This window comes from Paraburkholderia sp. SEWSISQ10-3 4, assembly GCF_030464785.1.
Taxonomy (GTDB): domain Bacteria; phylum Pseudomonadota; class Gammaproteobacteria; order Burkholderiales; family Burkholderiaceae; genus Paraburkholderia; species Paraburkholderia aspalathi.
In genome coordinates this window covers 129868-152748 of record NZ_JALPRI010000002.1, presented here as the reverse complement: position 1 = coordinate 152748, position 22881 = coordinate 129868, and the positions used below count along the sequence as shown (strand labels likewise).

Annotated in this window: 22 protein-coding genes; 4 read left to right on the top strand and 18 right to left on the bottom strand. The window is 63.6% G+C overall.

Features of this window, described 5'->3' with window-relative positions:
* Positions 1-39: 39 nt before the first annotated feature.
* From dapA to M0D68_RS06590, 8 genes are all read right to left on the bottom strand, one after another.
* Positions 40-954, bottom strand: coding sequence for a 4-hydroxy-tetrahydrodipicolinate synthase (gene dapA / locus M0D68_RS06625; protein ID WP_200650619.1), 915 nt, complete (start codon positions 952-954; stop codon positions 40-42).
* Between the two features lie 43 nt (positions 955-997).
* Positions 998-1609, bottom strand: a complete 612-nt coding sequence (locus M0D68_RS06620; protein WP_200617849.1) for a bifunctional 2-polyprenyl-6-hydroxyphenol methylase/3-demethylubiquinol 3-O-methyltransferase UbiG — start codon at positions 1607-1609, stop codon at positions 998-1000.
* Positions 1610-1625: 16 nt separating this feature from the next.
* Positions 1626-2828 (bottom strand): tryptophan--tRNA ligase, encoded by a 1203-nt coding sequence (locus M0D68_RS06615; protein WP_093633534.1) that lies wholly within the window; start codon positions 2826-2828, stop codon positions 1626-1628.
* Positions 2829-2834: 6 nt separating this feature from the next.
* Positions 2835-3497, bottom strand: coding sequence for a site-2 protease family protein (locus M0D68_RS06610; protein WP_093633535.1), 663 nt, complete (start codon positions 3495-3497; stop codon positions 2835-2837).
* A gap of 47 nt (positions 3498-3544) precedes the next feature.
* The gene (locus M0D68_RS06605) at positions 3545-4180 is read right to left on the bottom strand and encodes an L-threonylcarbamoyladenylate synthase (RefSeq protein ID WP_054038207.1); all 636 of its coding nucleotides are present in this window, start codon (positions 4178-4180) and stop codon (positions 3545-3547) included.
* Positions 4181-4322: 142 nt separating this feature from the next.
* The gene (locus M0D68_RS06600; RefSeq protein WP_266224027.1) at positions 4323-5153 is read right to left on the bottom strand and encodes a 3',5'-nucleoside bisphosphate phosphatase; all 831 of its coding nucleotides are present in this window, start codon (positions 5151-5153) and stop codon (positions 4323-4325) included.
* Between the two features lie 103 nt (positions 5154-5256).
* Positions 5257-6141: an alpha/beta fold hydrolase gene (locus M0D68_RS06595; RefSeq protein ID WP_211701142.1), complete on the bottom strand. Its 885-nt coding sequence runs from the start codon at positions 6139-6141 to the stop codon at positions 5257-5259.
* Positions 6142-6226: 85 nt separating this feature from the next.
* Positions 6227-7111 (bottom strand): ferritin-like domain-containing protein, encoded by an 885-nt coding sequence (locus M0D68_RS06590; protein ID WP_266224026.1) that lies wholly within the window; start codon positions 7109-7111, stop codon positions 6227-6229.
* Positions 7112-7471: 360 nt separating this feature from the next.
* Here M0D68_RS06590 and M0D68_RS06585 point away from each other — a divergent pair, with 360 nt between their 5' ends.
* The 3 genes from M0D68_RS06585 (at position 7472) to M0D68_RS06575 (ending at position 9561) form a co-directional block, all read left to right on the top strand.
* The gene (locus M0D68_RS06585; protein ID WP_266224025.1) at positions 7472-7996 is read left to right on the top strand and encodes a gamma carbonic anhydrase family protein; all 525 of its coding nucleotides are present in this window, start codon (positions 7472-7474) and stop codon (positions 7994-7996) included.
* A 63-nt stretch (positions 7997-8059) separates the two neighbouring features.
* Entirely contained in the window at positions 8060-9010 is a 951-nt protein-coding gene (hslO, locus tag M0D68_RS06580) for an Hsp33 family molecular chaperone HslO (RefSeq protein WP_093633539.1), read from the top strand.
* A gap of 170 nt (positions 9011-9180) precedes the next feature.
* The gene (locus M0D68_RS06575; RefSeq protein WP_093633540.1) at positions 9181-9561 is read left to right on the top strand and encodes a hypothetical protein; all 381 of its coding nucleotides are present in this window, start codon (positions 9181-9183) and stop codon (positions 9559-9561) included.
* A 155-nt stretch (positions 9562-9716) separates the two neighbouring features.
* Here the strand turns inward: M0D68_RS06575 and ftsB are convergent, their stop codons facing one another.
* The 10 genes from ftsB to M0D68_RS06525 form a co-directional block, all read right to left on the bottom strand.
* Entirely contained in the window at positions 9717-10148 is a 432-nt protein-coding gene (gene ftsB, locus M0D68_RS06570; protein ID WP_093633541.1) for a cell division protein FtsB, read from the bottom strand.
* A 108-nt stretch (positions 10149-10256) separates the two neighbouring features.
* The gene (eno, locus tag M0D68_RS06565) at positions 10257-11540 is read right to left on the bottom strand and encodes a phosphopyruvate hydratase (protein WP_054038196.1); all 1284 of its coding nucleotides are present in this window, start codon (positions 11538-11540) and stop codon (positions 10257-10259) included.
* A 170-nt stretch (positions 11541-11710) separates the two neighbouring features.
* Positions 11711-12565, bottom strand: coding sequence for a 3-deoxy-8-phosphooctulonate synthase (gene kdsA, locus M0D68_RS06560; RefSeq protein ID WP_093633542.1), 855 nt, complete (start codon positions 12563-12565; stop codon positions 11711-11713).
* Entirely contained in the window at positions 12562-14235 is a 1674-nt protein-coding gene (locus M0D68_RS06555) for a CTP synthase (RefSeq protein WP_093633543.1), read from the bottom strand. Before M0D68_RS06555 ends, kdsA begins: the two co-directional genes overlap by 4 nt.
* A 152-nt stretch (positions 14236-14387) precedes the next feature.
* A complete protein-coding gene (locus tag M0D68_RS06550; protein ID WP_211701138.1) occupies positions 14388-15191 on the bottom strand; it encodes an alpha/beta fold hydrolase in 804 nt (267 codons plus the stop codon).
* Between the two features lie 107 nt (positions 15192-15298).
* Positions 15299-18031, bottom strand: coding sequence for a DNA internalization-related competence protein ComEC/Rec2 (locus tag M0D68_RS06545; protein ID WP_266224024.1), 2733 nt, complete (start codon positions 18029-18031; stop codon positions 15299-15301).
* 121 nt (positions 18032-18152) lie between these two features.
* Positions 18153-18941 carry a TatD family hydrolase gene (locus M0D68_RS06540; RefSeq protein ID WP_200617838.1) on the bottom strand — a complete coding sequence of 263 codons (789 nt, stop codon included), beginning with the start codon at positions 18939-18941 and terminating at the stop codon, positions 18153-18155.
* 56 nt (positions 18942-18997) lie between these two features.
* Positions 18998-19741 carry a lipoprotein-releasing ABC transporter ATP-binding protein LolD gene (gene lolD / locus M0D68_RS06535; protein ID WP_093633547.1) on the bottom strand — a complete coding sequence of 248 codons (744 nt, stop codon included), beginning with the start codon at positions 19739-19741 and terminating at the stop codon, positions 18998-19000.
* Positions 19734-20987, bottom strand: coding sequence for a lipoprotein-releasing ABC transporter permease subunit (locus tag M0D68_RS06530; RefSeq protein WP_093633548.1), 1254 nt, complete (start codon positions 20985-20987; stop codon positions 19734-19736). Before M0D68_RS06530 ends, lolD begins: the two co-directional genes overlap by 8 nt.
* Positions 20988-21358: 371 nt before the next feature.
* On the bottom strand, positions 21359-21604 hold the full coding sequence (locus tag M0D68_RS06525) for a hypothetical protein (RefSeq protein WP_093633549.1): 246 nt from the start codon (positions 21602-21604) through the stop codon (positions 21359-21361).
* Between the two features lie 119 nt (positions 21605-21723).
* On the opposite strand from M0D68_RS06525, the gene M0D68_RS06520 reads away from it, so the two are divergent.
* Positions 21724-22869 carry a regulator gene (locus M0D68_RS06520; RefSeq protein WP_200650624.1) on the top strand — a complete coding sequence of 382 codons (1146 nt, stop codon included), beginning with the start codon at positions 21724-21726 and terminating at the stop codon, positions 22867-22869.
* The last annotated feature ends 12 nt before the right edge of the window (positions 22870-22881 follow it).

Below are 22881 nucleotides of genomic sequence, written 5' to 3'. Positions count from 1 at the left end.
AGGCTTTCTTGAGCGCTGGGGGCGCGGGTTTGAGCCCGCTTAACCCAGCAGACCCGCTTCGCGCAGCGCGCCGCGCACCACTTCGTGGTATTGCGCGTCGAGCGGCGTGAGCGGCAGGCGAATTCCGCCCTGCACACGACCCAGTTGCTGCAACGCCCATTTCGCCGGAATCGGATTCGACTCGATGAACAGGTTCTTATGCAGCGACAGGAGTTTCAGATGAATCTCGCGGGCGGTCTTCGCGTCCGCGGCAAGCGCAGCTTTGCACAGTTCGCTCATCGCGCGCGGCGCGACGTTCGCGGTGACCGAAATATTGCCGTGGCCGCCAAGCAGCATCAGCGCGATCGCCGTGGGATCGTCACCGCTGTAGATGCCGAAATGGGCCGGCGCCGACTTGATCAGGTGCGCGGCGCGATCGATATTGCCGGTCGCTTCCTTCACACCGATGATGCCCGGCACCTGCGCGCAACGCAGGATCGTTTCGTTGCTCATGTCCGCGACCGTGCGGCCCGGCACGTTGTACAGGATCACCGGCAGATCGACGGTTTCGGCGATCTTCGCGAAGTGGCGATAGATGCCTTCCTGGGTCGGCTTGTTGTAGTACGGCACGACCTGCAGCGTAGCGTCCGCGCCGACGTCTTTCGCCTGCTGCGTGAGCTCGATGGCTTCAGTGGTGGAATTGCCGCCCGAGCCCGCGATCACCGGAATCCGGCCCGCTGTGTGCTCGACTGCGGTTTTGACCATCAGCACGTGTTCTTCGACCGACAGCGTGGCCGACTCGCCGCTCGTGCCGACCACGACCAGGGCGTTCGTACCCTCTGCGATATGCCAGTCGATCAGTTTGCGAAACGCCGGCAGATCGAGGCCGCCGTCTTCGAGCATCGGAGTAATGATGGCAGGGATGCTGCCGCGAATCTGAACGCCGCCAGTGCTGCTTTGATTGCCGTTAGTCATGAAACGCCATGAATTTGATCAGGTAAACCGCGATTGTAGCGGATTAGCCAGCCAGCTCGTAACAACGCGGGGGTGCCGCATCTGCACGCTCGGCTGAGCGATCCGCCTCCATAATTGCGCATATCCGCTGGACGTAGGCCGGGCGCGGCTGCGCGAGAAATCCGTCTTGAAATGCGACCACGCGAAGGTGGCCGCGCACCACCTCGAGCAGCTCGCCCGGCGCAAGTAAAAACGCCGGATTAGACGGTTTGCCGACCCTTTCGTTGCCTTGCGCGAAGGTCTCGTAAACCAGTACGCCGCCGGGCGCGAGCGAACTCAACAGCTGAGGAAACAGCGGCCGGTGCAAGTAGTTCGTGACCACGATCGCGGCGAATTTCGCGTCGGCAGGCAAGGGCCATGCGGCGCCTTCGATGTCGGCCGCGAGCGTGGTAATGCGCGGATCGTCGCGCATCAGGTCCAGCGCGGCCGCATCGCGGTCGAGCGCGGTCACCGGATGGCCCAGCGATGCAAAGAAGCGCGCATGCCGCCCGGCCCCCGACGCCACGTCGAGCACCGCGCCGCCCGGCGCGACCAGATGCGCCCAGTGGCGCACCCAGCGCGACGGTTCGCCGTTTCCGTGCGAGGAACCGTCCGACGTGGCAACTGAAGTGCTCATCGCTTCAGCGCCGCGCTCAGTTGTACGACAGGCCCATTGCCTCACGCACGTCGCGCATCGTTTCCGTGGCGAACTTGCGGGCCTTGTCACAGCCGTCGGCGACGATTGCGCGCAACAACGACGGATCGTCCATGTACTTCTGCGCGCGCTCGAGCATCGGCTGCTGCTCGCGCAGAATGCCTTCGATCACCGGCTGCTTGCACTCGAGGCAACCGATACCCGCGCTTCGGCAACCCTTCTGCACCCACTCGTGGGTGGCTTCGTCCGTATACACCTGATGCAGCTGCCACACCGGGCACTTGTCCGGATCGCCCGGATCGGTGCGGCGTACGCGTGCCGGATCGGTCGGCATGGTGCGGACCTTCTTCGTGATCGTTTCCGCGTCTTCGCGCAGGCCGATCGTGTTGCCGTACGACTTCGACATCTTCTGGCCGTCCAGACCCGGCATGCGCGACGCTTCGGTCAGCATGGCCTGCGGTTCGACCAGAATGATCTTGCGCGAGCCTTCTAGATAGCCGAACAGACGCTCGCGGTCGCTCATCGACAGGCTCTGCGATTCCTGCAGCATCGCCCGCGCCTGCTCGAGCGCTTCGTCGTCGCCTTCCTGCTGATAGGCGTTGCGCAACTCGTGATAAAGCTTGGCGCGCTTGCCGCCCAGCTTCTTCGCGGCTTCATTCGCCTTCTCTTCGAAGCCCGGTTCGCGGCCGTACAGATAGTTAAAGCGGCGCGCGATTTCACGCGTCATTTCAACGTGCGGCACCTGGTCTTCGCCAACCGGCACGAGCGAGCCGCGGTACAGCAGAATGTCTGCCGCCATCAGCACCGGATAACCGAGGAAGCCGTAGGTGGACAGGTCCTTGTCCTTCAGCTTTTCCTGCTGCTCCTTGTAGGTCGGCACGCGTTCGAGCCAGCCGAGCGGTGTGCTCATGCCAAGCAGCAGCGCCAGTTCCGCATGTTCGGGCACCTTGCTCTGGATGAACAGCGTAGCCTGCGCCGGATCGATACCCGACGCGAGCCAGTCGATCAGCACGTCCCACACGTTCTTTTCGATCACTTCGGGCGTTTCGTAGTGCGTCGTCAGAGCGTGCCAATCGACCACACAGAAGAAACACGGGTACTCGGACTGCAGCCGCACCCAGTTTTTCAGCACGCCGTGATAGTGGCCGAGGTGCAGCGACCCGGTGGGCCGCATGCCGGAGAAGATACGGTCTGGGAACATGGTTATTTAGAAAAGCGAAACAAGTGGAGTCAGAATTGCGGTAATCGCACCGTAGCCGAGCGTGACGAGCGGGCTCAGCCAATAGCGCGTGAGCGTGCCCGTCATGACGAGCGCCATCACGATGAAAAAGCCGTACGGTTCGAGGCGCGACAACGCGATCGATTGCCGCGGCGGCAACAGCGCCATCAGCACGCGGCCGCCGTCGAGCGGGGGCAGCGGAAACAGGTTGAGCACGCCGAGCACGAGGTTCACGCCGACGCCGGCTGCCGCCATGCGCGTGAAGAAAGGCTCATCAACCCCACCCACGGCAAGTGCAACGCCGATCAGGCCCCACACCAGCGCCTGCACGAAATTGCAGCCCGGTCCGGCGGCCGCGACCCACAGGCTGCCCCAGCGCGGATTGCGCAGATTGCCGAAAGCGACCGGCACGGGCTTCGCATAACCGAACATGAACGCGCCGCTGGTCGCGAAGTACAACAGCAAGGGAATCGCGATCGTGCCGAGCGGATCGATGTGCCGCATCGGATTGACGGAGACGCGGCCGAGCACGTACGCGGTGTTGTCGCCGAGCCAGCGCGCGACGTAGCCATGCGCGGCTTCATGCAGCGTGATCGCGAAAATCACCGGCAACGCGTAAACCGCAATGGTCTGTATCAGGGAAGAATCCATAACTCGCTATTGTAACAACGCGATTGCGTGCGTCTGTCCGCTTTCACTCATGCCGTCTCTTCGAGACCGAAGGGCGCGAGAGAACCGCGCCCTGCCCGCACCAGCACCGGTTCGGCGCCGGTCAGATCGATCACGGTGGATGGTTCGCACACACACGGGCCGCCGTCGATCACCAGGTCCAACTGTTTCTCGAGCCGTTCGCGGATTTCTTCCGGGTCGTTCAGCGGCTGGGTTTCGCCCGGCATGATCAGTGTGGAGCCGAGCAGCGGCTGGCCGAGTTCTTCGAGGATGGCCAGCGTGATCGCGTGCTCCGGCACCCGCAGGCCGATGGTCTTGCGCGACGGGTGCGACAGGCGGCGCGGCACCTCTTTGGTGGCCTGCAACACAAAGACGTAGGGGCCCGGCGTGACCGACTTGATCAGGCGGTACTGCCGGTTGTCGACCATCGCGAAGTTCGACAACTCTGAGAGATCGCGCACCAGCAGCGACAGCAAGGCCTTCTCGTCGAGTCCGCGAATGCGCCGCAGGCGCTCGACCGCGTCCTTGTCGTCGAGGTGGCAGGCGAGCGCGTAGCTCGAATCCGTCGGCAAAGCGACGACGCCGCCGTCGTTGATGATCTGCACGGCCTGTTTGACGAGGCGCGGCTGCGGGTTATCCGGATGAAGCCGAAAGTATTGGGACATTTTGACTAACGATGGCTACGGGTAACGGCGGACGAATAAGCAGACGAAGTTCGGACGGAAAGCCGGGCGGAAGATTGGGCGAAAGCACGCCCCTCGGACGGGGACAGTCGCGCATATCGTGCCGCCGCGGCACGGCGCGCGATCACAGCCAGCGTTCCCAGACGGGCTTGAGATCGGAAGGCAGCGGCGGCAGCGTGCCGAGATCGACACGGCCTTCGCCGGGTGCATGGAAGTCGGAACCGCGCGAGGCTTCAAAGCCGAAGCGGCGCGCGACGTCCGCGTATTCGCGGTACTGATCCGGCGTGTGGCTGCCCGTCACCACTTCGATCGCTTTACCGCCGAGGTCGATAAATTCGGCAAAGAACGCGTCGAATTCCACCGGCGAGTACGCATAGCGCCCCGGGTGCGCGATGATCGCCTCGCCGCCAGCCGCCTGAATCCAGCCGACCGCATCCGCCAGTTTCGCCCAGCGATGCGACACGTAGCCGGGCTTGCCGTCGCCGAGATAGCGGGTGAACACGTCCTGCGTCGAACTGGCGTAGCCGTTTTCGACCATGAAGCGCGCGAAGTGCGTGCGCGAAATCATGTCCGGGTTCGAGACGTATTTGAGCGCGCCTTGATAGGCGCCGGGGATGCCGAGCGTGGCCAACTGCTCGCCAATCGCTTCGGCGCGCGCGGCGCGGCCGTTGCGGGTTCGTGCGAGGCCGTCGATCAGGATCGAGCTGGTCGGGTCAACACCGAGCCCGACGATGTGCACGGTGCGCGACGCCCACGTGACCGAAATCTCCACGCCGCTCAGGTAGTCCATGCCGAGCGCCTCAGCGGCGCTGCGCGCTTCGTGCTGGCCACCCAGTTCGTCGTGGTCGGTCAGCGCCCACAGCGTCACGCCGCCCGCGTGCGCGCGGCGCGCAACATCGGCCGGCGCGAACTGGCCGTCGGAAACGGTGGAGTGGCAATGGAGGTCGGCGTTCATCTTTGTCTTGAGAAGGTTCTGCACTCATTTTACTGCAACGCAGTAAATGGCCGCAGCGCTATCTCGCGATAATGGTCCGCGCGCCGAAACCCTTTTGCAAGGTTCAGGCGCAGAAGCCCTCGATCAGCGCGGCTACCTGCTCGGGCTGGTCGTGATGCACCATGTGCCCCGCTTCGTCGATGATCTTTTCGCGCCAGTTCGGAAAAGCCTGGAAGCGCGCCTTGAATTCGTCGAGCGGAATCTCGCCGGCAATCTGGGCGAGCGTGGGCGAGTTGGCGGCCTCGACGTGCAGCACTTTCGCCATGACCTTGCGCCAGACGGCCATCACTTCGTCGAGGCGGTACAGCGTCGGCCCGCGCAGTTTGTGCGCAGGATCGGCGAGCAGCATGAAGCGCCCTTCTCCGTCCGGCTTGGACCAATGCTGCGCGAGGAACTCCGCACGCTGCGGAGCGAGGCGTGGGTTGGTCTTGATCAGACGGCCGGCGACGTCGTCCAGCGACGCATAGCGCTTCAACTGGGGCGGATCGCGCAACTCATCGAGCCAGTTGCGCAGACGCTTGGGCGCTTGCGCCGAGTGCGACGGCGCGAGACCGAAGCCTTCCAGATCGACCACGCGCCGAACCCGTTCCGGCCGCACGCCCGCATACAGGCAGACGATATTCGCGCCCATGCTGTGGCCGACCAGATTGACTTCGCCGGTCGGCGCATAGTGGTCGAGCAACGCGTCCAGGTCGCCGAGGTAATCCTGGATCCAGTAGTTGCCGCCGCCGCGTTCCGCGACCGGCCAGTCCGACAGGCCGAAGCCACGCATATCGGGCGCAATCACCTGCCAGTCGCCGCCCAACGCGTCGACGACGAACTGGAACGACGCCGCCACGTCCATCCAGCCGTGCAGCATGAACAGCATCGGCGCGTCCGGATTGCCCCAGCGCCGCACGTGCAGACGGATGCCGCGCACGGCGACGAATTCAGACCTGGATGTATTCATGAACGGCGCGCCCGAAAAAAGAATGGTCGTTCGATTATAACGAGATAGCCAGACGATGCGTGGCGTCCTGCTATGGAAAAAGGCTTCAGTTACCCGAGGCTTGAGTGGCCGGCGGGGCCGACTGCTCAGCCTCGAGGCCGGCCAAGGCGACCAGCGCGGCCAGTTCGGCTTCGTCAAAACCGGCGTCGCGACGCGCCTCGAAATTGAACGGACCGCGTAATTTCGGTGCGTGATACTGATCGGCGAGACGCGCGTAGGTGGCGTGCGGATCGAGGCCGCCCGCGTCGCACAGATGGCGGAACCAGCGATTGCCGATCAGCACATGACCGATTTCGTCGCGCAGGATCACGTCGAGAATCGCTGCGGACGCCTGGTCGCCCGCTTGCTGCAGGCGGGCGCGAATCGGCGGCGAGGCGTCGAGACCGCGTGCTTCGAGGGTGCGCGGCACCAGCGCCATGCGCGCCAGCACGTCGGCACGGGTGCGCTCGCACATGTCCCAGAGGCCGTCGTGTGCGGGAAAATCGCCGTAGGCATGGCCGAATTCCGCAAGCCGCGCGACCAGCAGCGAGAAGTGATGGGCCTCTTCGGCGGCGACTTTGAGCCAGTCGGTGTAGAACGCAGCGGGCATGCCGGCAAAGCGCCAGACGGCGTCGAGCGCGAGGTTGATGGCGTTGAATTCGATGTGCGCCAGCGCGTGCAGCAAGACGGCTCGCCCTTCGGGCGATTGCATGCTGCGGCGCTTCAGTTTGCGCGGATCGACCAGTTCCGGACGTGAAGGACGGCCCGGCAGGTCGGTCGGCTCCGCGAGTTCGAGGTCCGCGGAGCATGCGAGGCTGCCTTCGAGCACCGCTGCATATAAGGCGCGTGCTGCGGCTGCCTTGCTTGCCGGATCGATTTCGCGCAATGCGGCCAGCGCCGCGCTGCGCGCGCAGTTCGCGCGATTTGGGCAATGCTCAGGATTCGTCGACATCGGCAGAGCGGGCGGAACAGACGAAGCAGCGGAAATCATGGCAACCAGGTTGGCAAAGGGAATGGCAACAGGCAGGACGAAAGGCGCGACGGTTGCCGAAGCTCGGCGCCTGACGGCTCGCAGCACCTCCGAGCGGCCTAAGCACACAACCGTTTACAATACTCGATTCGACCATCTCGCGTGCCTATGGCGCGGGGCCGGCAGGACAGCCCGGTTCATCGGGGGCCTTTTGACCGCTTTTTGGGCGTTTAGCTTTAGTTGCCCTATTTAGCTGCCTCATTTAACGGCCCCACTTCGTAACCGGTTTCGCAGCCCCGGCCCGCCCGCACAGCGTGTAGCGACCGATCAAGAGGAGACAGCGTGACAATTTACAAGCTTGGCGAAGCAGCCCCGACCATCCATGAAAGCGTGTTCGTCGCGGATTCGGCGAACATTATCGGCAATGTGACGCTCGAGGAAAATTCGAGCGTCTGGTTCGGCGCGACGCTTCGCGGCGACAACGAGCCGATCACCCTCGGCGCCGGCAGCAACGTCCAGGAAAACGCGGTGCTGCACACCGACCCGGGCTTCCCGCTGACGATCGAGCCGAATGTGACGATCGGCCACCAGGTCATGCTGCACGGCTGCACGATCAAGGAGGGCTCGTTGATCGGAATTCAGGCCGTGGTCTTGAATGGAGCGGTAATCGGCCGCAACTGTCTGGTCGGAGCGGGCGCCATCGTCACTGAAGGCAAAGTGTTTCCCAACAATTCGCTGATTCTCGGCGCGCCCGCCAAAGTGGTGCGCGAACTGACCGAGACGGATATCGCCAATATGCAGCGCGGCACGGCAAGCTATGCCGAGCGCCGCGAATATTTCAAGGCGCAGCTCGTGCGCATCGGCTAGTCAGCCGGGCGCGCGGCGCGCACGGCGCAGCATCAGGCTGCGTCATTCGACCGAGGAAAAGTTGTGAGCGACCAGTTGCAAAAATTCATGTTCAGCGCGGCGCCGGTACGCGGCGAGATCGTTTCGCTGCGCAATACGTGGCAGGAAGTGCTGACGCGCCGGGATTATCCTGCGCCCGTCCGGACGATTCTGGGCGAAATGATGGCCGCGTGCGCGCTGCTTTCGGCGAACCTCAAGTTCGACGGCACGCTTGTCATGCAGATTTTCGGCGACGGCCCGGCCAAGATGCTGGTGGTGCAATGCAGCTCCGACCTGTCGATGCGCGCCACCGCCAAGCTCTCCGGCGAAGCAGGCAATACGATCGACGACACCACCTCGATGATCGACCTGGTCAACGCGAGCGGCCATGGCCGTTGCGTGATCACGCTCGACCCGCGCGACAAGCAGCCCGGCCAGCAGCCGTATCAAAGTATCGTGCCGCTCTCGGGTGTGGACGGCCCGCTCAAGTCGATGTCCGAAGTGCTCGAGCACTACATGCATCACTCGGAGCAGCTCGACACGCGCCTGTGGCTCGCAGCGAACACCGAACGCGCAGTCGGCATGCTGCTGCAAAAGCTACCTGGCGACGGCGGCATCGTCCCGCACCCGGGCGATCTGGATGCGGACACGTGGGAGCGCGTCTGTACGCTGGGCGGCACGATGTCGCAAGACGAACTGCTGAAAGAAGAACCGGCAACGATTTTCCGCCGTCTGTTCTGGCAGGAGAACGTGCAGCATTTCGAACCGGCTACAACGCGCTTCGAATGCAGCTGTTCGCGCGAAAAAGTCGGCGCGATGCTGAAGATGCTCGGCCGCGAAGAAGTGGACGGAGTGATCGAAGAGCGTGGTCACGTCGAGATTCATTGCGAATTCTGTAATCAACGGTACGAATTCGATCCGGTCGATGTGGCGCAACTTTTCGTCGCGAATGCGCTCTCACAAGGCGTGACACCGGCGGCCGACCAGCGGCACTGAAGCGGCCAGGCGGCTGCGCGTTAAACGTGCTTTACAGGCAGTAAAATGACGCGTCGCCTGCTGCTTTTTTTGGGGCTTGGGCGGCGCGTTATCGTCGATCGTTGAGTTGGATCCCGGGCGGTGCGCGTTGCGCAAGTTTTGCTTAGGCATCCGACCGATGGAGATCAAAAATGAACATTCCTACTTCGCTCAAGCATTGCATACGCTCGTTGACCGTGCTGGCAGTCATCGCCGGCAGCGCCGCGCTTACGGGTTGCGTGATGGACCCACCGGGGCCATCGCCGATTTATAGCCGCCTGCCGGCCGACCAGTCGGGTATGGCCAGCACCGCCCGCCCGCTCACGCCGGAAGAACGCCAGCGCTATGATGCGATCGACCGTCAGGTGCTCTCCGATCAGAATCAGGCCATTGCCGCCGAGAACGCGGCTCAAGCGTACTCGCGTTATTACTCGCCGCCTGTCAGCGTGTACGGCAGCTATTACGGCGGGGGCTGGGGGCACGGCTGGGGTACGGGTGTCGGCGTAGGCTACTCGCCGTATTGGGGCTGGTAAGCCGAAACTGGCACGCCTAAAGTGAGGCATTAACGATGCGGCGATTGAGAGGTATGCCGTTCTTCTTATTCCAATGCCGATAAAAAAGCCGCCCCACGGGCGGCTTTTTTTCTTTCTACGCGCTTTTACGCTCGCGTTTTCGTTCGTTTCTGCGCTCAGTGCGCGGGCTTCTTCTCTGCCGACGCTTTGCCGCCATGCTTGCGATCCGGCTTCGCGCGCGACTCCGGGTTCGGCACCATATGCAGCGGCGCCGCCGACACCACGCCACGCGTAGACGTGGTAACCGAAGGCGTGTTCGCAGCCGGCAACGGCGCGTTCGGCGCAACGAACTGCACGAACACTTCGCTGTCCTTCACCATGCCCATTTCGTAACGCGCCCGCTCTTCCACCGCCGCGGTGCCGTTCTGCAAATCCTGGACTTCGCCTTCGATACGCTCATTGCGCAGCTTCGAGTCGGCATTCTTCTGCAGTTGCTGCGCCAGTTGCTGCTGCAACTCGTGCACGCGCAACCAGCCGCCATGCCCCCACCAGAGCGGATACTGGATGAGCGCCAGCAGAACGATCAGGACAGCAGTGACAAGCCGCATGAAGTAAGCACAATAAATACACGCCGCCCTGCGCTATACGCAGGGCGGCGGGGTCAATCAGAAACGAAAGATAACCGGTTCATCGGTCAGCGCTAGCGAACAATCCATTTAGCGCAGATTGTAGAACGCCGACTTGCCCGGATAGCTGGCGATATCACCGAGGTCTTCTTCGATGCGCAGCAACTGGTTGTACTTCGAGATCCGGTCCGAACGCGACAGCGAACCCGTCTTGATCTGACCGGCATTCAGGCCGACCGCGATATCCGCGATCGTCGAATCTTCGGTCTCACCCGAGCGGTGCGAGATCACGGCCGTGTAGCCGGCGCGCTTCGCCATTTCGATCGCCGCGAAGGTTTCCGTCAGCGTACCGATCTGGTTGATCTTGATCAGGATCGAGTTGGCGATGCCCTTCTCGATGCCTTCCTTCAGGATGCGCGTGTTGGTGACAAACAGGTCGTCGCCCACCAGTTGCACCTTCTTGCCGAGCTTGTCGGTCAGGATCTTCCAGCCGGCCCAGTCGCTTTCGTGCATGCCGTCTTCGATCGAAACGATCGGGAACTTGTCGGCGAGGTTCGCGAGATAGTCAGCGAATTCCGTCGACGACAGTTGCAGGCCTTCGCCCGCCAGCTGGTACTTGCCGTCGTGGTAGAACTCGCTCGCTGCGCAGTCGAGCGCGAGCAGCACGTCTTCACCGGCGCGGTAGCCCGCCTTTTCGATAGCTTGCAGGATGGTCGACAGGCATTCGTCGTTGCTGCCGAAGTTCGGTGCGAAACCGCCTTCGTCGCCCACGGCCGTGCTCATGCCGCGGTCGCTCAGGATCTTCTTCAGCGCGTGGAACACTTCAGCGCCGCAGCGCAGTGCTTCGCGGAAGGTCGGCTGGCTGACCGGCACAATCATGAATTCCTGGATGTCCAGGCTGTTGTTCGCGTGCGCGCCGCCGTTGACGATGTTCATCATCGGCACCGGCAATTGCATCGCGCCCGAGCCGCCGAAGTAGCGGTACAGCGGCAGGCCGGCTTCTTCAGCAGCAGCCTTCGCGACGGCCATCGACACAGCCAGCATCGCGTTCGCGCCGAGGCGCGACTTGTTGTCTGTACCGTCGAGTTCCAGCAGGGTCTTGTCGAGGAAGGCCTGCTCGGAAGCGTCGAGGCCCATGATCGCTTCGGAGATTTCGGTGTTGATGTGCTCGACAGCCTTCAGCACGCCCTTGCCGCCGTAACGGCCGGCTTCGCCGTCGCGCAGTTCGATCGCTTCGCGCGAGCCCGTCGATGCACCCGACGGCACCGCAGCGCGGCCCATCGTGCCCGACTCGAGCAGCACGTCGCATTCGACGGTGGGGTTGCCTCGCGAATCGAGAATCTCTCGACCGATGATATCTACGATAGCACTCATGGTTTCCTCAAGAAATGACGTTGAATTCTTTACTGTGAAACTGCACCGGTCTCCCCAGCACACTACGCGCCCCGATGCTTTCGACGACCATTGCGTGCATTCGCCGCGTGCCAACTGAGCCGATCGGGCCAATTATGCGCGCCGATCGTGACACCCCGCGAACGCCTGAATCAGTTGAAATCGCTTTCGAGGAACGGCGCGCGCTTGACGGCCTGATCGAGCGTCACCAGCGTTTCGAGCAGATCGGCCATGCGATGCAACGGCACCGCGTTCGGGCCGTCCGACTTGGCTTCCGAAGGCTTCGGATGGGTTTCCATGAAGAGACCCGAGACGCCGACGGCAACCGCGGCGCGCGCCAGCACCGGCACGAATTCGCGCTGACCGCCCGAGCTCGTGCCCTGCCCGCCCGGCAACTGCACCGAGTGGGTGGCGTCGAACACGATTGGCGCGTTGGTTTCGCGCATGATCGCAAGCGATCGCATGTCCGACACGAGGTTGTTATAGCCGAACGACACGCCGCGTTCGCACGCCATGAAGCGGTCTTCCGAGAGACCGGCTTCACGCGCCGCATCACGCGCCTTGTCGATCACGTTCTTCATGTCGTGCGGTGCGAGAAACTGGCCTTTCTTGATGTTGACCGGTTTGCCCGAACGCGCGCAAGCGTGGATGAAGTCCGTTTGACGGCACAGGAAAGCAGGCGTTTGCAGGACGTCGACCACCGACGCAACCTGCTCGATCTCGTGCTCGGCGTGCACGTCGGTCAGCACCGGCAAACCGAGCTGACGCTTCACTTCCGACAGAATGCGCAAACCTTCGTCCATGCCCAGACCGCGGAACGACTTGCCGCTGCTGCGGTTGGCCTTGTCGTACGACGATTTGTAGATGAACGGAATGTTCAGCTTCGCGCAGATTTCCTTCAGCCGGCCCGCCGTGTCGATCGTCATCTGTTCGGATTCGACGACACAGGTGCCCGCGATCAGGAAAAACGGCTTGTCGAGCCCGATTTCGAAATCGCCCAGTTTCATGCTTTCTCCCCAACTTCCGTCGCCACGCGCGGCTGCTGATGCGCGAGCGCCGCTTCGACAAACGACTTGAACAGCGGATGGCCGTCACGCGGCGTGGACGTGAATTCCGGGTGGAACTGCACGCCGACGAACCACGGGTGCATGCTGCGCGGCAATTCCATCATTTCCGGCAGATCTTCACTCGGGGTACGGGCGCTGATGATAAGGCCACCGGCTTCGAGCTGGGGCACGAAGCGGTTATTGACTTCATAACGGTGACGATGGCGTTCGTTCACATCCTTGCCATAGATCTCTTCGGCCATCGTGCCGGGTTTGATCGGGCAACGCTGCGAACCGAGGCGCATCGTGCCGCCCAGATCTGATTCTTCGGTGCGCTTCTCGACCTTGCCTTCGCGGTCGTACCACTCGGTGATCAATGCGACCACGCGGTTTTCGGTTTCCTGATCGAACTCAGTGCTGTTCGCATCTTTCAGGCCGACCACGTCGCGGGCGAATTCGATCACGGCCAGTTGCATGCCGAGGCAGATGCCGAGATACGGCACCTTCGCTTCGCGTGCGTAGCGGATCGCAGCGATCTTGCCTTCGGTGCCGCGACGACCGAAGCCACCCGGCACGAGCACCGCATCCAGATGCTTGAGGCTCTCGACGCCTTGCGTCTCGATCTCTTCCGAATCGATGTACTCGATGTTGACCTTGGTCGACGTATGCATCGACGCATGGCGCAGCGCTTCGATCAGCGACTTGTACGACTCGGTCAGATCGACATACTTGCCGACCATGCCGATCGTGACTTCGTGCTTCGGGTTCTCGAGCTTTTCGACGAGATCGGACCACATTGCCAGGTCGGCCGGCTTCGGCGTGAGCTTGAGCTCTTCGCAGATGATCGCGTCCAGACCCTGGTCGTGCAGCATTTGCGGAATCTTGTAGATGCTGTCGGCGTCCCACACGGAAATCACCGCGTCTTCCGGCACGTTCGAGAACATCGAGATCTTCGCGCGCTCGTCGTCCGGAATGCGACGGTCGGCGCGGCACAGCAGCACGTGCGGCGAAATACCGATTTCGCGCAGCTTCTGCACGCTGTGTTGGGTAGGCTTGGTTTTCAGTTCGCCTGCGGTCGCGACCCAGGGTACCAGCGTGAGGTGCACGAAGCACGCGCTGTTGCGGCCCATACGCAGACTCATCTGACGCGCGGCCTCGAGGAACGGCAGCGATTCGATGTCGCCCACGGTGCCGCCCACTTCGACGATAGCGACGTCCGGTTCACCGCACGTCGCGGAAGCCGCGCCGCGTTCGATGAACGCCTGGATTTCGTTCGTGATATGCGGAATGACCTGCACCGTCTTGCCAAGATAGTCGCCGCGGCGTTCCTTGCGGATCACCGATTCGTAAATCTGGCCTGTGGTGAAGTTGTTGGCCTTGCGCATCTTCGTGCTGATGAAGCGCTCATAGTGGCCAAGGTCGAGGTCAGTCTCCGCTCCATCTTCCGTCACGAACACTTCGCCGTGTTGAAACGGACTCATCGTGCCGGGGTCGACGTTGATGTAGGGATCGAGCTTGAGGAGGGTGACTTTAAGACCGCGCGATTCGAGGATCGCGGCGAGGGAAGCGGCGGCAATACCCTTGCCGAGGGAAGATACTACGCCGCCGGTGACGAAAACATATTTGGTCATCGCTGGATGCTCGCGGGAAAAACGGATTATACCGTAAAGCAGGGTCTCAACCCAGCAAAATCCGAGCGACATCTGCACGTACCGATGCTACGGCGGCAGCAATTGCCGTGCGCCGATCATGCACCGTTTTTTTGCCCCGGCGAGGCGTGCGGTCAGGCGCCCCGCTCCAGTTCGCGCAGCATCCGCTGCACCGCGCGCGCGGTTTCGAGCGGTTTTTCCATCGGATACAGATGGCTGCCTTCGATCCATTCCACATGACCGCCAGTCGCGCGGCGCGTGGCGTCCAGACCCGCCTGGCGCACCTCCTTCGAACGCGTGCCGGCGATGAAGCCCACCGGCACCGGGGCGCCGCGCGCAAGCCGGGGGCCGAGCGTATGCGGCAAGGTCTTGTAGATCTGATACTCAGTGCGCCGGTCGAAAGCGAGCGAACGGCCGCCGTCGCGCGAGCTCTGCGGGATGCCGAAGTCGATGTAGTCGGACAGCATGCGCTCGTCCCAGCGCGCGAACGCCGGCTTCGAGTGGAAATGCCGCCATGCTTCGTCGCGGCTCGCCCACTGCGTGCGGCGTGTGCGGGTCGCGGCCGCGGGCGACAGGCGCTCGTCGAGTCCGGTCCATTGCGATACGCGCAGCATGCTGCTGCGCCAGCCCGCGATCACCGGCGAGTCGAGCATCACCACGCCCCTCACCCACTGCGGTTTTTTCAGTGCGGCCATTAGCGACAGATAGCCGCCCAGCGAATGACCAACCAGCCACACCGGCTGCTCGTACGAGCGGCCGATGTCGTCGAGCAATTGCTCGACCAGATGCGGCCAGTCTTGCGTGACGGGATAACGCGCGTCGTGGCCGATGCGCTCGATCGAGCGCAGGTCATAGTCGTCGGCGAGTTCGGCGAAGATCGTCCGGTAGGTCGACGCCGGAAAACCGTTCGCGTGCGAGAAGTGGATGATGTTTTTCAACTGCGACTATCTCCGTTCTGTTTTGGCACGCCGGAATGGCGCCTGGCTTTTCATCCTGGTTCCAAGTCCAGCGGCGCGTTTGTTCTATCTGTACGGTCAGTGATCCATCAGCGATCCATCCAGTAGCGGCGTTGCGTGTCGCGATAGCGTTCGAGCGTCAGTGCGGCGCTGTTCAGGTCTGGGGCGGTTCCCGTGCTGACTCCCGGGCTTCCCTCGGGCGCGACGCTCAGGTTGAGACCTGGGCCGAAATCCATTTTGGAATCCGGGCTCACATCGACCCGCACCGCGCCGTCCGCATCGCTGCGCGCAAGCTCGATGTGCCGTGCCTTGTAACGCTCGAACACACCCGTATTCGGATGATGAAATCGGTTGCGATAGCCTACCTGAAATAGCGCGACGAGCGGGTCGATAGAGTCGAGGAACGGCTCGGTCGACGAGGTCTTGCTCCCGTGATGCGGAACGACCAGCACCTGGGCGCGCAACGCGTCGCGATCGCGCGCGAGCAGGATGCGTTCGACCGGCGCTTCGATGTCGGCCGTCAGCAAGGCGGTTATGCGTAATGGCGTCGGTTTAACATTTCCGGCTGACGCCCTCGCCTCAGCAGACACCGTACTCACCCGCAACACGCAGCAATGCGCGTTCGGCTTGCCTTGCAGCGGCCCGGCATCGGGCCAGAGTATTGCGAACTCGACGCCATCCCACTGCCAGCGCTGCCCCGCCGCGCAGGGCAACGTATCCGCGCCGCGCTGCTTTGCGTTCGACCACAACGGATTCGTCGGCGCCAATGCCGCCACCATTTGACGCACCTCGATCGCGTCCAGCACAGCCGGCGCGCCGCCCGAGTGGTCGGAGTCGGCGTGGCTGATGAGCAGCGCATCGAGCGTCGTGACGCCATGTGCCTGCAAAAACGGCACGACAACCCGTTCTCCCGCATGCGTCGATTCCGGCCCCGGCCCGGCGTCGAACAGCAGCACATGGTGCGCCGTTTCGACCAGCACCGAGGTGCCTTGACCGACGTCGAGCGCCGTCACACGGAAGCTGCCATGCGGCGGACCCGGCGGCGCAGGCATCAGCAACGGTAGCCAAGTAAGCGGTGCGGCCCAGCGCAGGGGCCAGCCGCGCGGCGCCAGACACCAGAGAACGCCGACCGCCGCCGCGGCAAGGGTCCACGCCTCCGGCTGCGGCAATCGCCAGAGCGTCCATGCCGGGCCGGACAGCATCTGCAAGCCTGCGGCGAGCAGGTCGAGCAAGGTGTGCGCGGCGCGAAAGGCGTAGGCATCGAATGGCGCGGGCAACGCGACGCCCGCCAAAACCGCCGGCGCCACCAGCAGGCTCACCCATGGAATCGCGAAAGCATTCGCAAGCGGGCCGATTAGTGGGATCTGCGCGAACCAGTAAACGGTGAGCGGCGCAAGCGCGACCGTTACCGCGAACTGCACATGCGCGGCGCTGCGCAGGCGCTCACCGAAAGCGCGAACGCGACGGCACAGGCCGGACCACAGGCGCGAGAGCCTTGTCGGCGTCACGGCGCCTTCCCCCTCTTCGTCACGGCGCTGCTCATGATCCTGCACACGAGGCCGTCCCGACATCGCGAACAGAATCGCCGCCACCGCGCAGAACGACAGCCAGAATCCCGCCGATACGACCGCCCAAGGATCGATCAGCAGCACCAACCCTAGCGCCCACGCCAGCACCACCGATCGAGCAACGTTGCGCCCGCTGATAAACGCGAGCGCCACCACACCCGCCATCCACAATGCACGCTGAGCCGGCACGTTGAAACCGGCCAACGCCGCATGCAGCCCGGCGAACAACGCGCCGCCCGCCACCGCGACGATCTGCGCGGGCAGCAGCAATGGCCAGTTGCGGCCGATGAACCCCGAACGCCGCCACACCGCACCGGCGAGCCACGCCGCCAGTCCCGCAACAAAGCCGATATGCAAACCAGAAATCGCCACCAGATGACTGGTGCCGGTGCCACGCATTAACAGCCAGTCGGCCGCGCTAACTTCGTCCTGCGCGCCGATGGCGAGCGCAACAACGATCCCACGATGTGGCGCATCGGCGAGCACCGTGCCGATGCGCGCACGCAGCGCGGCGCGCCAGCGATCGACCGTCACGCCTACGCCGCGCGCGTTGCCCGGCAAACGCACGGCGTGACCCGGTGCGCTCACATAGCCGGTGGCGCGTACATTGCGCGCCAGCAAACTGGCTTCGGCATCACGCACGCCGAAGTTCGCATTGCCGTGCGGGCGTTTGAGCCGTACGGTCAGCTGCCAGCGCTCGCCCGGTTCGAGCAACGGCGCAGGCGCATCTTCCGCAATCCACGACAGTTGGATCACGCGTGGAAACGCGGCGATCGGCGCATCTGCCGACTCGACCTCGAAGAGGAAACGCGCGCCCTTTTCATTGCGTGACGGCAGCCCCTTGATACTGCCGACGACGTCGATATCGCGCCCCTCCCAAGCGCTCGGCAAGCTCACCGCGAGCCTAGTTTCTGCGCGCCAGGCGGCATAGCCAAAGCCCACACATAAGGCCGCAATCCACACCGCGCCCCAGCCGACGCCCGAACGCAAGCGCGCGCTGAACAAGACGCGTCTCACACGCGAATTCGCAACTGCCGCGCGCGGGCCCGCTATCACAGAAGCACCCCAGCGCAATCCACCAGAAGGACCGCTGCGCCCATCGCCAGAAGAGCCGCGACGCAATCCCCATACCGCTATAACTATCGCAACGCACCCAAGCAGCACCAGCACGCACCATCCACCCCCATCCGGCAACGCCGCCTGCCGCTGCAGCCAGAACACGCCCAACGCAAACCCGCACCACCATGCCCGCATCCGCCCTCCGCCCCTTCCACCCAGCCATCGCCGGACGGCGCAACGCACAGCGAGCAGGCGTCAGCAATCCCGCCAGGCATGTGTTCCGCCCGGCGCGAATCACTCAAACCATCGCGTTCAATTATGCAGAGGAAAGTGCGAGCCGCGGCAGCGCGGCGAGCGCGTTAGCCGTTGTGCCTAGGGCGGTTTCGTCGGCGCTCATGCCGCGCAGTTGCGCGAGGCCCGCGCCGATGGCCGGAATCTGATCCGGCGAGTTGCGCTGTTTGTACATCCAGGAAGGCGCGATGTCCGGCGCGTCGGTCTCGACGACCAGCGCATCGAATGGCAATTGCTCGGCAAGACGGCGGATTTGCCGCGCTCGTTCGAAGGTCAGATTGCCACCGAAACCGAGATGCATGCCCTGGTCGATATACGCCTGAGCCTGCTGGAAACTACCGTTGAAAGCGTGTGCGATGCCGCGATGAATCTGATGCCGCCGCAGCCCTTTGATCACCTGATCCTGCGATTTGCGCACGTGGCAAATCACCGGCAGATCGAATTCGCGCGCCAGTTGAAGTTGACCGTTGTAGAAGAACTGCTGGCGCGCATCGTCGAGACCTTCGACGAAATAATCGAGGCCGATCTCGCCGATGCCGACGAACAGCGGATCGTCGAGACTCGCCTCGATTTCCATGCGCAGCAGGTCGAGATCGCTGTCCTGCGCGCCCGGCGTAAAAAGTGGATGAATGCCCAGCGCATACGCGCCGCCATCGACACGGTGCGCGAGTTCACGCACCGTCGTGAAGTTCTCGCGACCGATCGCGGGAATCACGATACGCCCCACGCCCACTCGACGCGCCGCATCGGCGACTTCGTCGCGATCGGCGTTGAATTCCGAAGCGTCGAGATGGCAGTGCGTATCGATCCACATGGCGCGCCTCGTTAGTGACAGAGGTGGCGGAGCAACGCTTACGTTCCGCGCGGTGCTTAAACCGGCACCGGCGGCTCTTCGTACAACACGCCGTCGCGCAAGCGCATGATCCGGTCGCAACGTCCGGCCAGTTCCGGATCGTGCGTGACGATCACGAAGCTGGTGTCGAGCGTTTGCGACAGTTCGAGCATCAGGTTGAACACGGTGTCGGCGGTGCCGCCGTCCAGATTGCCGGTGGGTTCGTCGGCGAGTACGCAAGCGGGTTTTGTCACCAGCGCCCGCGCGATCGCGACACGTTGACGCTCGCCGCCCGACAGCTCACCTGGACGATGCTTCGCCCGATGTCCCATGCCGACGCGCTCCAGCACCGCGAGCGCTTCGCGCCGCGCGGCTTCGGTCGTCATCCGGCGGATCCGCAGCGGCATGGCGACGTTGTCGAGCGCGGTGAATTCGGGCAGCAGATGGTGGAACTGATACACGAACCCGAGCGCGCGATTACGCAGATCGTTGCGTTCGCGCTCGGAGAGCTTCGTAAAGGGCTTGCCCATTACAGAAACATGACCGGCACTTGGATCGTCGAGGCCGCCGAGCACATGCAGCAGCGTGCTCTTGCCGGACCCCGACGCGCCGACGATCGCCAGCTTTTCGCCGCGCCGCACGTTCAGTTGCGCGTTGTTGAGGACCTGCACATTAAGGCCGCCCTGCACGAACGACTTCGAAATGCCGGTCGCTTCCAGCACATAGGGATGCAGCGCGTTATTTTGATCGGCCATGGCCAGGCTAGTGGAACGGTCATTCATAGCGCAGTGCCTCCGCAGGACGGACTTTCGCACCACGCCAGCTCGGATAAAGCGTCGCCAGCGCCGACATCACGAACGCGATGATGCCGATCCGCGCCACGTCGGCGGGAATCAGTTCAGACGGCAGTTCGCTGATGAAATACACAGACGGCGGCAGGAACTGCACGCCGAGCAGATGCTCGATCATCGGCACGAGCCACGGAATGCTCCAAGCAATCAGGCAGCCGAGCGCGACGCCGGTCGCCGTGCCGATAAAGCCGATCGTCACGCCCTGCACCACGAATATCTTCATGATCGAGCCGGGCTGCGCCCCGAGCGTGCGCAGAATCGCGATGTCAGCCTGCTTGTTGGTCACCGTCATCACCAGCGACGACACCAGATTGAACGCCGCGACCGCGATGATCAGCGTGAGAATGATGAACATCATGCGTTTTTCGATCTGCACCGCCGAGAACCAGGTCTTGTTCTGCTGGGTCCAGTCGCGAATATACAAATCGCCGGACAGGCTGCGCGCCAGTTGATGCGCGACCTCCGGCGCCCGCTGCATATCGGTCAGGCGCAGCCGCACGCCGGTTGGCGCGGATAGCCGGAACAGCGCCTGCGCGTCCTTGATATTGATCAGCGCGAGCGTGCTGTCATATTCGTAATGCCCCGACTCGAAGATGCCCACCACGGTGAACTGTTTCAGCCGAGGCAGCATGCCGGCGGGCGTGATAGTGCCTTCGGGCGCGACCAGCGTGATCTTGTCGTTGACCGCCACACCGAGATTGGTGGCGAGGTCCGCGCCCAGCACGATGCCGAAGTCGCCCGGCACGAGGTCGGTCAGCTTGCCGCCCTTCATTTCCTTGCCGATGTCGGACACTTCGGGTTCGAGCGTCGGCTCGACGCCGCGCAGCGCCACGCCGCTCACGGCGTCCTGGCGCGTGAGCAGCGCTTGCGCTTCGACGTACGGCGCCGCGCCGATCACTTCCTTGTTCTGGCGCGCTTCCTGGGCGGTCAATTGCCAGTTGGGCATCGAACCGGTCGGCGAAAAGATTTCGACGTGCGCCAGCACCGACAGCATCCGGTCGCGCACCTCTTTCTGGAAGCCGTTCATCACGGACAACACGACGATCAGCGCCGCGACGCCGAGCGCAATGCCCGACATCGACACGAGCGCGATGAAGGAAATGAAGCCGTTACCGGTCGTGCGTTTGCCGGCGCGGGTGTAGCGCCAGCCAATCTGCCATTCGTAGGGAAATTTCAAGCGAATCCTTTTCTGCGTTCTTCGTCTGCTCGCGGGCCTTTTGCCGCGCATGGCGGCGGCAGCTTGCGGCTGTCACGCCTGTCATGCGGCCCCGAGCGTCGTGATCATTGGTGTCGCGGCAACCCGGATGGTTCCGGTATGACGTTCCGGTGCGCTCCAGTGCCCCAAGCAACCCCCGCGCCACCGGAGCCATCGCCCCGTCCCTGCCGCCACTGCCGTCAATCAAGCGCGAAGTTTGCCATACAATGCCGCGAACACACGCAAAGGCCTTGCACGCGGGGTTCACGGCGAACGCACAGGCCTGCCGGCGGCATCGAGCACAACGCTCGCGGCGACAGCGGGCCCGCCCGCCGCCTCGAGCCGCCCACACCCTAGCGCAGGTTGTAGCGACTCCTCAGACCATTGATGATCCCGGCCGCCTCGCTGGCCGCCACGTCGCGCACTTCCGCATCCTTACGGTCGCGATGCAGATGGGTGATATCCCAGTTGCAGCCGTCCTCATCCTCGACGGTCTCGTGGAATCCGGTCGGGATCCAGCCGGCCGTGGCCGGATTGGCGTCGAGCGCCTGCACGACCAATCCAAGCAGTTCCTGCTCGGTTTTCAGTTCACGCGACATGTCGGTCTCCCTCGTCATGGGCGCGGTGCCGCCGCGCGCGGCTGCTGCCATCGGCGAGGCCCGGATGGGGTGCCCGAATCCGCCGATATGGTCTGAATACTCGCACTCTTTGCCCTACAATGCGCAGCATCATGCACGCCAACCGTCTTCATCTTCTCCTGCCCTTCGCGCTGCCCGCCGCAGCGGACGCCTCCACCGCCCTGCACGATATTCAGAGTCCAGCCCTCGACCGGCTGATCGCCCGTGCGACGCTGGTCGAACGGGTGGTCGGTGAAGATTTTCAGCGCACGCTGCCGCACGAGCGCTGGGTGGCGCGCCAGTTCGGCGCGCTGCCGAGCGGCGCAGCTGCCGCCGACGAAGCGCCGCTTGCCCCGTACATGCTGCGCGCAGACGGCGGCGAACCCGGCAACGCCACGTGGGCCTGCGTGCAACCGGTGCACGTGCGTATCGCTCACGACCATCTGGTGCTGATCGATCCGGCCTCGCTCGAACTGTCCGACGACGAAGCCAGCGTGCTGCTGGCGATCGCCCGGCCGTTGATCGAGGAACTCGGCGTGCGCATCGAAGCGCCGAAGCCCGCGCGCTGGTACCTGTCGGGCGACGGCTTCGGCACGCTGGCAGGAGCGTCACCGTTGCGCGCGAGCGGCCGCAACATCGAAATCTGGCTGCCGCACGAGGCCCATTCCGGCGACCGTTCACGCGCCTGGATGAAGCTGCAGAACGAAGTCCAGATGGCATGGTTCGAGCATCCCGTCAATGAAGCGCGCGAAGCGCGTGGCCTGCCGGCTGTCAACTCGATCTGGTTTCACGCTCAAGGCGCGGCGCAGCCGGTGACGAGCCCGTTCGCGCGGGTGTTTTCCGACGCGGCGGCCACGCGTGGCCTCGCCATGACGTCGGGCGTCCAGACCGCGGCGCCGCCGGCGTCGTTTGCGGCGTTCCAGGCCGCTAGTGCGGCAAACGGCGCCTCAGGCAACGCGTCGGTTGGCACGTCCGCCGACACACATGCCAACGGCGCCACGCTGGTAGAACTCGATCCTTTCTCCACGCCCTACATCGAGCAGGACTGGGCGCGCTGGAACGACGCCTTCGCCGCATTGCAAACCGACTGGTTCGAGCCCGCGCTCCAGGCACTGCAATCCGGCCAGTTAAACGAACTCGCCCTGACGCTGTGCGGCGACACCGGCTCGGTGACGCTCGCGATCACGCGCGGCGACCTGCGCAAATTCTGGCGACGGCGCGTGTTCGCCTCGCTGTTTATCGAATGACCTATCGAATGA